The sequence below is a fragment of the Pseudomonas sp. S06B 330 genome (genome assembly GCF_002845275.2).
Classification (GTDB): Bacteria; Pseudomonadota; Gammaproteobacteria; order Pseudomonadales; family Pseudomonadaceae; genus Aquipseudomonas.
In genome coordinates this window covers 302034-317062 of sequence record NZ_CP088149.1, presented here as the reverse complement: position 1 = coordinate 317062, position 15029 = coordinate 302034, and the positions used below count along the sequence as shown (strand labels likewise).

1 protein-coding gene and 1 pseudogene are annotated in these 15029 nt (G+C 58.1%); both read left to right on the top strand.

Annotation, left to right across the window (positions count from 1 at the left end):
* Nucleotides 1–118: 118 nt before the first annotated feature.
* Nucleotides 119–1240: pseudogene (locus tag CX511_RS25520) on the top strand (retention module-containing protein); the annotation flags it as partial.
* A gap of 15 nt (nucleotides 1241–1255) precedes the next feature.
* Nucleotides 1256–15019 (top strand): immunoglobulin-like domain-containing protein, encoded by a 13764-nt coding sequence (locus CX511_RS01445; protein ID WP_442968560.1) that lies wholly within the window; start codon nucleotides 1256–1258, stop codon nucleotides 15017–15019.
* The last annotated feature ends 10 nt before the right edge of the window (nucleotides 15020–15029 follow it).

Sequence of the window (15029 nt, the reverse complement as noted above, 5' to 3'; positions counted from 1 at the left end):
TTGACGTAAAATTGACGAAACAAAGCGTCAAATATCTATAGATACATTCCATCGGAAGCGGCAATTCAGCGCCAGCTTGGCATGGAAGCCAAATTGAACGGGTATACCGGAGAGTCCAATGAGCAGCGTTGTTGCTATCGTCAAAAGCATTATTGGCCAAGTTATCGCCGTATCCCCGGAAGGGGCGCGCCGCGTACTGATCGAAGGTGACCGCCTGTTCGCTGGCGAACAAGTGCTGACCGGCCTCGCAGGTGCCGTAACCCTGGAACTGGCCGACGGCCGCACCCTGGACCTGGGCCGCGATACCCAATGGAGCGCCGACACACCAGACAGCATCACTGATCTGGCGGCAGCGACTGCCCAGGCTGCCCCTTCGGTTGAAGAGCTGCAACAGGCCATCGCCGCCGGTGCTGACCCTACTACCGAACTTGAAGCTACTGCGGCAGGCCCTTCGGCCGCAGGCTCGGGTGGCGCTGCCGGTGGCGGCCACAGTTTCGTCATGCTTGATGCCACCGCAGGCTCGGTCGACCCGACCATTGGCTTCCCCACCGGCCCCATCGGTTTTGCTACCGATAATGGCCGTGAAGAGCTGGGTGGTCTGGATAACAGCAACAACCTAGCGCAAGCCGTCCCCACCGGGTTGACCTTGAGCGCTACGCCATCGATCACTGAAGCCGGTGGCGTGATTATCTACACCGCCACTATCGGTCAGCCGCCGCTGACTGACCTGACCGTGACCCTGTCCAATGGCCAGGTCATTGTCATCAATGCCGGCCAAACCAGCGGCAGCGTCAGCGTGACCATCCCGCCGAACGACACGGTTTATCTAGATGCCAGCGAAATCTCCGCGACCATTACCGGCACCAGTGGTGGCGGTGGCGTGGTGATTACTCCAGACACTACCCCGGCGGTCACACAGATCACTGATACCATCGATGCCACTACCGTGTCGGTCACTGCAGAGCCGGCGAAAGAAGGCGACGCTAACGTTACCTTCCACTTCCAGCTGAGCAATCCGCCCCAGGGCGCGACCACCCTGACCGTTAACGTCGGTGGTCAGAATTACACCGTGAACGTTGATGCCAGTGGTAAGGGAACCTTGTCCGTTCCGAACACTAACGGTGAAGACGTCTACAAAGACGGTACTACCGTCGATGCGACCGTTACTTCGGTGAACGGTGGCAACTACGAAGCCACTGACCTCACCGATGCCAACGTCACCGTTGAAGTTAAAGACACCACTGACACCACTACCGTGTCGGTCACTGCAGACCCAGCGAAAGAAGGCGACGCTAACGTTACCTTCCACTTCCAGCTGAGCAATCCGCCCCAGGGCGCGACCACTCTGACCGTTAACGTCGGTGGTCAGAATTACACCGTGAACGTTGATGCCAGTGGTAAGGGAACCTTGTCCGTTCCGAACACTAACGGTGAAGACGTCTACAAGGACGGTACTACCGTCGACGCGACCGTTACTTCGGTGAACGGTGGCAACTACGAAGCCACTGACCTCACCGATGCCAACGTCACCGTTGAAGTTAAAGACACCACTGACACCACTACCGTGTCGGTCACTGCAGACCCAGCGAAAGAAGGCGACGCTAACGTTACCTTCCACTTCCAGCTGAGCAATCCGCCCCAGGGCGCGACCACTCTGACCGTTAACGTCGGTGGTCAGAATTACACCGTGAACGTTGATGCCAGTGGTAAGGGAACCTTGTCCGTTCCGAACACTAACGGCGAAGACGTTTACAAAGACGGTACTACCGTCGATGCGACCGTTACCTCGGTGAACGGTGGCAACTACGAAGCCACCGACCTCACCGATGCCAACGTCACCGTTGAAGTCAAAGACACCACTGACACCACTACCGTGGCCGTCACCGCTGACCCAGCGAAAGAAGGCGACGCTAACGTTACCTTCCACTTCCAGCTGAGCAATCCGCCCCAGGGCGCGACCACCCTGACCGTTAACGTCGGTGGTCAGAATTACACCGTGAACGTTGATGCCAGTGGTAAGGGAACCTTGTCCGTTCCGAACACTAACGGTGAAGACGTCTACAAGGACGGTACTACCGTCGACGCGACCGTCACCTCAGTTAACGGCGGCAACTACGAAGCCACTGACCTGAAGGGTGCTAACGCTACCGCTGAAGTCAAAGACACCACCGACACCACTACCGTGTCGGTCACTGCAGACCCGGCGAAAGAAGGCGACGCTAACGTTACCTTCCACTTCCAGCTGAGCAATCCGCCCCAGGGCGCGACCACCCTGACCGTTAACGTCGGTGGTCAGAATTACACCGTGAACGTTGATGCCAGTGGTAAGGGAACCTTGTCCGTTCCGAACACTAACGGTGAAGACGTCTACAAGGACGGTACTACCGTCGACGCGACCGTCACCTCAGTTAACGGCGGCAACTACGAAGCCACTGACCTGAAGGGTGCTAACGCTACCGCTGAAGTCAAAGACACCACCGACACCACTACCGTGTCGGTCACTGCAGACCCGGCGAAAGAAGGCGACGCTAACGTTACCTTCCACTTCCAGCTGAGCAATCCGCCACAAGGCGCGACCACTCTGACCGTTAACGTCGGTGGTCAGAATTACACCGTGAACGTTGATGCCAGTGGTAAGGGAACCTTGTCCGTTCCGAACACTAACGGTGAAGACGTCTACAAGGACGGTACTACCGTCGACGCGACCGTCACCTCAGTTAACGGCGGCAACTACGAAGCCACTGACCTGAAGGGTGCTAACGCTACCGCTGAAGTCAAAGACACCACCGACACCACTACCGTGTCGGTCACTGCAGACCCGGCGAAAGAAGGCGACGCTAACGTTACCTTCCACTTCCAGCTGAGCAATCCGCCACAAGGCGCGACCACTCTGACCGTTAACGTCGGTGGTCAGAATTACACCGTGAACGTTGATGCCAGTGGTAAGGGAACCTTGTCCGTTCCGAACACTAACGGTGAAGACGTCTACAAAGACGGTACTACCGTCGATGCGACCGTTACTTCGGTGAACGGTGGCAACTACGAAGCCACTGACCTCACCGATGCCAACGTCACCGTTGAAGTTAAAGACACCACTGACACCACTACCGTGTCGGTCACTGCAGACCCAGCGAAAGAAGGCGACGCTAACGTTACCTTCCACTTCCAGCTGAGCAATCCGCCCCAGGGCGCGACCACCCTGACCGTTAACGTCGGCGGTCAGAATTACACCGTAAACGTTGATGCCAGTGGTAAGGGAACCTTGTCCGTTCCGAACACTAACGGTGAAGACGTTTACAAAGACGGTACTACCGTCGACGCAACCGTTACTGCGGTCAATGGCGGCAACTACGAAGCCACCAGTGTGGACGGCGCCTCCGCGACTGCCGAAATCAAGGACACTACCGACACCACCACTGTGGCCGTCACGGCTGACCCAGCCAAAGAAGGCGACGCTAACGTCACCTTCCACTTCCAGCTGAGCAACCCACCACAGGGCACTACTACGCTCACCGTCAACGTCGGCGGCAAGGACTACACCGTCAGCGTCGATAAGGACGGCTACGGCAAGCTGGACGTCCCGAACACCAACGGCGAAGACGTTTACAAAGACGGTACTACGGTCGACGCGACCGTTACCTCGGTGAACGGCGGTAACTACGAAGCCACCGACCTCACCGATGCCAACGTCACCGTTGAAGTCAAAGACACCACTGACACCACCACCGTAGCGGTCACGGCCGATCCAGCCAAAGAAGGCGACGCTAACGTCACCTTCCACTTCCAGCTGAGCAACCCACCACAGGGCACTACTACGCTCACCGTTAACGTCGGCGGCAAGGACTACACCGTCAGCGTCGATAAGGACGGCTACGGCAAGCTGGACGTCCCGAACACCAACGGCGAAGACGTCTACAAGGACGGTACTACCGTCGACGCAACCGTTACTGCGGTCAATGGCGGCAACTACGAAGCCACTGACCTCACCGACGCCAACGTCACCGTTGAAGTCAAAGACACCACTGACACCACCACCGTAGCGGTCACGGCCGATCCAGCGAAAGAAGGCGACGCTAACGTCACTTTCCACTTCCAGCTGAGCAACCCACCACAGGGCACTACTACGCTCACCGTTAACGTCGGCGGCAAGGACTACACCGTCAGCGTCGATAAGGACGGTTACGGCAAGCTGGATGTTCCAAACACCAACGGCGAAGACGTTTACAAAGACGGTACTACGGTCGACGCGACCGTTACCTCGGTGAACGGTGGTAACTACGAAGCCACTGACCTGAAGGGTGCTAACGCTACCGCTGAAGTCAAAGACACTACCGACACCACTACCGTGGCAGTCACCGCTGACCCAGCCAAAGAAGGCGACGCTAACGTCACCTTCCACTTCCAGCTGAGCAATCCGCCCCAGGGCACCACCACCCTGACCGTTAACGTCGGTGGTAAGGACTACACCGTCAGCGTCGATAAGGATGGCTACGGCAAGCTGGACGTTCCAAACACCAACGGCGAAGACGTTTACAAAGACGGTACTACGGTCGACGCGACCGTTACCTCGGTGAACGGCGGCAACTACGAAGCCACCAGTGTGGACGGCGCCTCCGCGACTGCCGAAGTCAAAGACACTACCGACACCACTACCGTGGCAGTCACCGCTGACCCAGCCAAAGAAGGCGACGCTAACGTCACTTTCCACTTCCAGCTGAGCAACCCGCCTCAGGGCACCACCACCCTGACCGTGAACGTCGGTGGTAAGGACTACACCGTCAGTGTCGATAAGGACGGCTACGGTAAGTTGGATGTTCCGAATACCAACGGCGAAGACGTTTACAAAGACGGTACTACCGTCGATGCGACCGTTACCTCGGTGAACGGTGGCAACTACGAAGCCACCAGTGTGGACGGCGCCTCCGCGACTGCCGAAGTCAAGGACACTACCGACACCACCACCGTAGCGGTCACGGCCGATCCAGCGAAAGAAGGCGACGCTAACGTCACTTTCCACTTCCAGCTGAGCAATCCGCCACAAGGCACCACCACCCTGACCGTTAACGTCGGTGGCAAGGACTACACCGTCAGCGTCGATAAGGACGGCTACGGCAAGCTGGACGTCCCGAACACCAACGGCGAAGACGTCTACAAGGACGGTACTACCGTCGACGCAACCGTTACTGCGGTCAATGGCGGCAACTACGAAGCCACTGACCTCACCGACGCCAACGTCACCGTTGAAGTCAAAGACACCACTGACACCACCACCGTAGCGGTCACGGCCGATCCAGCGAAAGAAGGCGACGCTAACGTCACCTTCCACTTCCAGCTGAGCAATCCGCCCCAGGGCACCACCACCCTGACCGTTAACGTCGGTGGTAAGGACTACACCGTCAGTGTCGATAAGGACGGCTACGGCAAGCTGGATGTTCCGAACACCAACGGCGAAGACGTTTACAAAGACGGTACTACCGTCGACGCGACCGTTACTTCGGTGAACGGTGGCAACTACGAAGCCACTGACCTCACCGATGCCAACGTCACCGTTGAAGTTAAAGACACCACTGACACCACTACCGTGGCAGTCACCGCTGACCCAGCCAAAGAAGGCGACGCTAACGTCACCTTCCACTTCCAGCTGAGCAACCCGCCTCAGGGCACCACCACCCTGACCGTCAACGTCGGTGGTAAGGACTACACCGTCAGCGTCGATAAGGACGGCTACGGCAAGCTGGACGTCCCGAACACCAACGGCGAAGACGTCTACAAGGACGGTACTACCGTCGATGCGACCGTTACTTCGGTGAACGGTGGCAACTACGAAGCCACCGACCTCACCGATGCCAACGTCACCGTTGAAGTTAAAGACACCACTGACACCACTACCGTGGCAGTCACCGCTGACCCAGCCAAAGAAGGCGACGCTAACGTCACCTTCCACTTCCAGCTGAGCAATCCGCCACAAGGCACCACCACCCTGACCGTGAACGTCGGCGGCAAGAATTACACCGTCAGCGTCGATAAGGATGGCTACGGCAAGCTGGACGTTCCGAATACCAACGGTGAAGACGTTTACAAAGACGGTACTACCGTCGATGCGACCGTTACCTCGGTGAACGGTGGCAACTACGAAGCCACCGACCTCACCGATGCCAACGTCACCGTTGAAGTCAAAGACACCACTGACACCACTACCGTGGCAGTCACCGCTGACCCAGCCAAAGAAGGCGACGCTAACGTCACCTTCCACTTCCAGCTGAGCAACCCGCCTCAGGGCACCACCACCCTGACCGTCAACGTCGGTGGTAAGGACTACACCGTCAGCGTCGATAAGGACGGCTACGGCAAGCTGGACGTCCCGAACACCAACGGCGAAGACGTCTACAAGGACGGTACTACCGTCGACGCAACCGTTACTGCGGTCAATGGCGGCAACTACGAAGCCACTGACCTCACCGACGCCAACGTCACCGTTGAAGTCAAAGACACCACTGACACCACCACCGTAGCGGTCACGGCCGATCCAGCGAAAGAAGGCGACGCTAACGTCACCTTCCACTTCCAGCTGAGCAACCCGCCTCAGGGCACCACCACCCTGACCGTCAACGTCGGTGGTAAGGACTACACCGTCAGCGTCGATAAGGACGGCTACGGCAAGCTGGACGTCCCGAACACCAACGGCGAAGACGTCTACAAGGACGGTACTACCGTCGACGCAACCGTTACTGCGGTCAATGGCGGCAACTACGAAGCCACTGACCTCACCGACGCCAACGTCACCGTTGAAGTCAAAGACACCACTGACACCACCACCGTAGCGGTCACGGCCGATCCAGCGAAAGAAGGCGACGCTAACGTCACTTTCCACTTCCAGCTGAGCAACCCACCACAGGGCACTACTACGCTCACCGTTAACGTCGGCGGCAAGGACTACACCGTCAGCGTCGATAAGGACGGTTACGGCAAGCTGGATGTTCCAAACACCAACGGCGAAGACGTTTACAAAGACGGTACTACGGTCGACGCGACCGTTACCTCGGTGAACGGTGGTAACTACGAAGCCACTGACCTGAAGGGTGCTAACGCTACCGCTGAAGTCAAAGACACTACCGACACCACTACCGTGGCAGTCACCGCTGACCCAGCCAAAGAAGGCGACGCTAACGTCACCTTCCACTTCCAGCTGAGCAACCCGCCTCAGGGCACCACCACCCTGACCGTCAACGTCGGTGGTAAGGACTACACCGTCAGCGTCGATAAGGACGGCTACGGCAAGCTGGACGTCCCGAACACCAACGGCGAAGACGTCTACAAGGACGGTACTACCGTCGACGCAACCGTTACTGCGGTCAATGGCGGCAACTACGAAGCCACTGACCTCACCGACGCCAACGTCACCGTTGAAGTCAAAGACACCACTGACACCACCACCGTAGCGGTCACGGCCGATCCAGCGAAAGAAGGCGACGCTAACGTCACTTTCCACTTCCAGCTGAGCAACCCACCACAGGGCACTACTACGCTCACCGTTAACGTCGGCGGCAAGGACTACACCGTCAGCGTCGATAAGGACGGTTACGGCAAGCTGGATGTTCCAAACACCAACGGCGAAGACGTTTACAAAGACGGTACTACGGTCGACGCGACCGTTACCTCGGTGAACGGTGGTAACTACGAAGCCACTGACCTGAAGGGTGCTAACGCTACCGCTGAAGTCAAAGACACTACCGACACCACTACCGTGGCAGTCACCGCTGACCCAGCCAAAGAAGGCGACGCTAACGTCACCTTCCACTTCCAGCTGAGCAATCCGCCCCAGGGCACCACCACCCTGACCGTTAACGTCGGTGGTAAGGACTACACCGTCAGCGTCGATAAGGATGGCTACGGCAAGCTGGACGTTCCAAACACCAACGGCGAAGACGTTTACAAAGACGGTACTACGGTCGACGCGACCGTTACCTCGGTGAACGGCGGCAACTACGAAGCCACCAGTGTGGACGGCGCCTCCGCGACTGCCGAAGTCAAAGACACTACCGACACCACTACCGTGGCAGTCACCGCTGACCCAGCCAAAGAAGGCGACGCTAACGTCACTTTCCACTTCCAGCTGAGCAACCCGCCTCAGGGCACCACCACCCTGACCGTGAACGTCGGTGGTAAGGACTACACCGTCAGTGTCGATAAGGACGGCTACGGTAAGTTGGATGTTCCGAATACCAACGGCGAAGACGTTTACAAAGACGGTACTACCGTCGATGCGACCGTTACCTCGGTGAACGGTGGCAACTACGAAGCCACCAGTGTGGACGGCGCCTCCGCGACTGCCGAAGTCAAGGACACTACCGACACCACCACCGTAGCGGTCACGGCCGATCCAGCGAAAGAAGGCGACGCTAACGTCACTTTCCACTTCCAGCTGAGCAATCCGCCACAAGGCACCACCACCCTGACCGTTAACGTCGGTGGCAAGGACTACACCGTCAGCGTCGATAAGGACGGCTACGGCAAGCTGGACGTCCCGAACACCAACGGCGAAGACGTCTACAAGGACGGTACTACCGTCGACGCAACCGTTACTGCGGTCAATGGCGGCAACTACGAAGCCACTGACCTCACCGACGCCAACGTCACCGTTGAAGTCAAAGACACCACTGACACCACCACCGTAGCGGTCACGGCCGATCCAGCGAAAGAAGGCGACGCTAACGTCACCTTCCACTTCCAGCTGAGCAATCCGCCCCAGGGCACCACCACCCTGACCGTTAACGTCGGTGGTAAGGACTACACCGTCAGTGTCGATAAGGACGGCTACGGCAAGCTGGATGTTCCGAACACCAACGGCGAAGACGTTTACAAAGACGGTACTACCGTCGACGCGACCGTTACTTCGGTGAACGGTGGCAACTACGAAGCCACTGACCTCACCGATGCCAACGTCACCGTTGAAGTTAAAGACACCACTGACACCACTACCGTGGCAGTCACCGCTGATCCAGCCAAAGAAGGCGACGCCAATGTCACCTTCCACTTCCAACTGAGCAACCCGCCTCAGGGCACCACCACCCTGACCGTGAACGTCGGTGGTAAGGACTACACCGTCAGCGTCGATAAGGACGGCTACGGCAAGCTGGACGTCCCGAACACCAACGGCGAAGACGTCTACAAGGACGGTACTACCGTCGATGCGACCGTTACTTCGGTGAACGGTGGCAACTACGAAGCCACTGACCTCTCCGACGCCAACGTCACCGTTGAAGTTAAAGACACCACTGACACCACTACCGTGGCAGTCACCGCTGATCCAGCCAAAGAAGGCGACGCCAATGTCACCTTCCACTTCCAACTGAGCAACCCGCCTCAGGGCACCACCACCCTGACCGTGAACGTCGGTGGTAAGGACTACACCGTCAGCGTCGATAAGGACGGCTACGGCAAGCTGGACGTCCCGAACACCAACGGCGAAGACGTCTACAAGGACGGTACTACCGTCGATGCGACCGTTACTTCGGTGAACGGTGGCAACTACGAAGCCACTGACCTCTCCGACGCCAACGTCACCGTTGAAGTTAAAGACACCACTGACACCACTACCGTGGCAGTCACCGCTGATCCAGCCAAAGAAGGCGACGCTAACGTCACCTTCCACTTCCAGCTGAGCAATCCGCCCCAGGGCACCACCACCCTGACCGTTAACGTCGGTGGTAAGGACTACACCGTCAGCGTCGATAAGGATGGCTACGGCAAGCTGGACGTTCCAAACACCAACGGCGAAGACGTTTACAAAGACGGTACTACGGTCGACGCGACCGTTACCTCGGTGAACGGCGGCAACTACGAAGCCACCAGTGTGGACGGCGCCTCCGCGACTGCCGAAGTCAAAGACACTACCGACACCACTACCGTGGCAGTCACCGCTGACCCAGCCAAAGAAGGCGACGCTAACGTCACTTTCCACTTCCAGCTGAGCAACCCGCCTCAGGGCACCACCACCCTGACCGTGAACGTCGGTGGTAAGGACTACACCGTCAGTGTCGATAAGGACGGCTACGGTAAGTTGGATGTTCCGAATACCAACGGCGAAGACGTTTACAAAGACGGTACTACCGTCGATGCGACCGTTACCTCGGTGAACGGTGGCAACTACGAAGCCACCAGTGTGGACGGCGCCTCCGCGACTGCCGAAGTCAAGGACACTACCGACACCACCACCGTAGCGGTCACGGCCGATCCAGCGAAAGAAGGCGACGCTAACGTCACTTTCCACTTCCAGCTGAGCAATCCGCCACAAGGCACCACCACCCTGACCGTTAACGTCGGTGGCAAGGACTACACCGTCAGCGTCGATAAGGACGGCTACGGCAAGCTGGACGTCCCGAACACCAACGGCGAAGACGTCTACAAGGACGGTACTACCGTCGACGCAACCGTTACTGCGGTCAATGGCGGCAACTACGAAGCCACTGACCTCACCGACGCCAACGTCACCGTTGAAGTCAAAGACACCACTGACACCACCACCGTAGCGGTCACGGCCGATCCAGCGAAAGAAGGCGACGCTAACGTCACCTTCCACTTCCAGCTGAGCAATCCGCCCCAGGGCACCACCACCCTGACCGTTAACGTCGGTGGTAAGGACTACACCGTCAGTGTCGATAAGGACGGCTACGGCAAGCTGGATGTTCCGAACACCAACGGCGAAGACGTTTACAAAGACGGTACTACCGTCGACGCGACCGTTACTTCGGTGAACGGTGGCAACTACGAAGCCACTGACCTCACCGATGCCAACGTCACCGTTGAAGTTAAAGACACCACTGACACCACTACCGTGGCAGTCACCGCTGATCCAGCCAAAGAAGGCGACGCCAATGTCACCTTCCACTTCCAACTGAGCAACCCGCCTCAGGGCACCACCACCCTGACCGTGAACGTCGGTGGTAAGGACTACACCGTCAGCGTCGATAAGGACGGCTACGGCAAGCTGGACGTCCCGAACACCAACGGCGAAGACGTCTACAAGGACGGTACTACCGTCGATGCGACCGTTACTTCGGTGAACGGTGGCAACTACGAAGCCACTGACCTCTCCGACGCCAACGTCACCGTTGAAGTTAAAGACACCACTGACACCACTACCGTGGCAGTCACCGCTGATCCAGCCAAAGAAGGCGACGCCAATGTCACCTTCCACTTCCAACTGAGCAACCCGCCTCAGGGCACCACCACCCTGACCGTGAACGTCGGTGGTAAGGACTACACCGTCAGCGTCGATAAGGACGGCTACGGCAAGCTGGACGTCCCGAACACCAACGGCGAAGACGTCTACAAGGACGGTACTACCGTCGATGCGACCGTTACTTCGGTGAACGGTGGCAACTACGAAGCCACTGACCTCTCCGACGCCAACGTCACCGTTGAAGTTAAAGACACCACTGACACCACTACCGTGGCAGTCACCGCTGATCCAGCCAAAGAAGGCGACGCCAATGTCACCTTCCACTTCCAACTGAGCAACCCGCCTCAGGGCACCACCACCCTGACCGTGAACGTCGGTGGTAAGGACTACACCGTCAGCGTCGATAAGGACGGCTACGGCAAGCTGGACGTCCCGAACACCAACGGCGAAGACGTCTACAAGGACGGTACTACCGTCGACGCAACCGTTACTGCGGTCAATGGCGGCAACTACGAAGCCACCAGTGTGGATGGCGCGTCCGCGACTGCCGAAGTCAAGGACACTACCGACACCACCACCATCAGCATCGGCGGCTCCACCTCGGTTGCCGAAGGCGATCTTGCCAACTACACCGTGACGCTGACCAACAAAGCGGAAACCGACGTCACCATCAAGCTGAGCTACACCGGCACAGCCACTGATGGTAAAGACTTCACCGGTGTAGCCTACGTGACAATCCCGGCAGGCAGCAGCTCCGCCAATTTCAGCGTGCCGATCCACCGTGACGGTCTCGCCGAAGGCTCCGAGAGCTTCACCGTGAAGATCGATTCGGCCACTGGTGGTAACTTCGAACACCTGGCAGGCGTCGGCAGCGAGGTCACCACCACCATCCAGAGCAACGAAGTTCCGGTTGCCGCCGGTGGCGCCGCGACCGGTACCGAAGACACCGATCTGGTACTGACCTGGGCCAACTTCGGCATCACCGATGCCGACACCCCAGCTGCTAACCTGGGCCTGACCATCACCAAACTGCCCGCTGATGGCGTATTGCAGTACAAGGATGGCAACGTCTGGAAAACCCTGACCGCAAACGATGCAGGCAAGGTCTTCAGCAAAGCCGACATCGATGCCGGCAAGCTGAAGTTCGTGCCAGACCACAACGAGTCGGGCATCAACGCCAACGGCGGCAGCGGCGTGGGCAACAAAGAAGCCGACTACGCACAGCTCCAGTTCAAGCCAACTGACGGACAGGGCCTGGGTAACGAGTCGACCGTGAAGATCGATATCACCCCGGTTGCCGACAAGCCAGACCTGAACATCGGCAGCAACAATGTGAACTCGGTGGGCTTGGTCAAGGAAACCTGGAACAGCCTTAACGGCCTGGGCACAAACGGCAACGGCATCACCGGTGACGCGTTGAAGAATGTCTTCGATAACGCCGGCAACCCCAATAGCACCTCAATGGTCACCAACGCCCAGTCCAACGGCAGTGTGACGGGTGGCTCGGGCTCTAAGACCTCCGGCCTGATCTACCTGGAAGCCGGCAAGACCTACAGCTTCAGTGGTACAGGTGACGACAGCCTGCTGATTACCATCGGCGGCAAGAATGTGGCTTCGGCCACCTGGGGCGCCGGTGGCGCTATCAGCGGTTCGTTCACGCCAACCAGCAGCGGTTATTACACCCTGGACATCTACCACGCTAACCAGAGCGGTCCGGGCAGCTATGACGTCAACCTGTCGGTCAATGGCAGCGCACCGGTCGACCTGAGCAACAGCAACATCCCGATGTACCCAAGCGTGAGCGACCTGAACAACGCTGGCGTTACTGTCGGCGACTTGCACGGCAACAACGGCGAAGGTTACTACCAGGGCTACAAGCTTAATGAGGGTGCAGAGAATGGCACCGTCAAGCTGGTGGGCATCTCGACCAATCTGACCGACACCGATGGTTCGGAAAAACTCAGCGTCAAACTGGGCGGTATTCCGGAAGGCTCGGTCCTCAGCGATGGCGCCGGTCACACCGTGACGGTTGGCAAAGGCGAAATCGATGTCACCGGCTGGAATCTCAACGGCCTGAGCATCAAGCCGCCGGCTTACTACCATGGCCAGTTCGACGTTACCGTCACCTCGACTGCGACAGAAAAAGCCAACAATGACAACGCCTCCAGCCAAGGCACGATCAAGGTCACCGTTTACCCGGACACCTACAACACCAGCAACCTGACCGCCGAAAACGACACGATGTCGCTCGGTAGTGGAAACGACATCAACGTTGCCGACGTCAACGGCCTGCATGTAACGCCTGGGCAGGACTATAACCTGGCGTTCATTGTCGATACCTCGGGCAGTATGGGTGATCGTGGTGTGGACGCTGCGAAGAAATCTCTGGAATCGGTGTTCAAGACCCTGGCCAACAGCGTCAATGGCGCGCAGTCCGGCACGGTGAACATTCTGCTGGTGGACTTCGCCAATCAAGTCAACGCCACCGTCTCGATCAATCTGGCCGACGACGGTGCGTTGAAGTCGTTGCAAACGGCACTGGACAAGCTCAGATCTGGTGGCGGTACCAACTACGAAGATGCATTCAAAACCACCGCCAACTGGTTCCAGAACCTCAAAGATGCTGGCAGCACCGGCGATAACCAGACGTTCTTCATCACTGACGGTCAGCCGAACGTCTATCAGATTGGTGAGCAGGCCAACCCGACGTTCAAGTACTCCAGCTACACGATGGATACCGAGCTGAGCAGGCTGAATTACAAGCTGGGCGACGTGCTCAACAAAGAAATGGTGGGTAGCGACAACCGGATCAGCGTCAACAAGAATGGCTACCTCACCGCTGAGTATCGTTGGGGCAATGAATGGCGAGTCGACCGCGATGCTTCAGGCGAATTGCACGCCCAGGGCGACGGCACCTATGAATTGTCGTATGCAAGCCAGGGTTGGAACGTCACCAGTAACTCCAAAGAGTCGTTCCTGTTGTTGTCAAACCTCTCGAGCGTCGAAGCAATTGGTCTGAACAACGGCGTCAATGCCAACGACCTGAAGCCATATGACACCGACGGCAAACCGCAGACCAACATCGATCCGAGCAAGCTGGCCGAAGCCATTCTTGGCCATACCGAAGCCACTAAACCGGGCAACGATGCGGTCAGTGGCGGCAATGGCAATGACATCCTTTTCGGTGACCTGGTCAGCTTCGACTCGATTGCCGGCAACGGCGTCGAGGCCATGCAGGCCTATGTCGCTGGCAAGCTGGGTGTACAGCTGGGCGATGTCGATGGACGTGTACTGCACAAGTACATCACCGAGCACGTCAGCGAGTTCGATGTATCGCGCGCCAATGATGGTGCCGACACCCTGCTCGGCGATGCCGGTAATGACATCATCTTCGGCCAGGGTGGCAACGATTACATCGATGGCGGTAAGGGCAATGACATCCTGCTCGGCGGCGATGGCATCGACACCCTGCTCGGCGGTGAGGGTAATGACATTCTCACCGGTGGTAGCGGCGCCGACACCTTCGTGTGGAAAGCCGGCGACACGGGTAAGGATGTGATCAAGGACTTCAAGCCTGCCGAAGGTGACCGTCTGGACCTGAGCGATCTGCTGCACGGCGAGAAGGCCAGCACCATCGACAACTACCTGAAGATCACCACGGTCAATGGTGAGTCGACCCTGCAGGTCAGTTCCGAAGGCAAGCTCAACGCCACAGGTGGCTTGGCCAATGCCGACGTGACGATCAAGCTCGAAGGCGTCAACTGGGCCAATACCACAATCAACTCGCTGGTATCCGGTGCTGATCCGACCATCAAGATCGACCACTCCAACAGCTGATAGCCCTCAA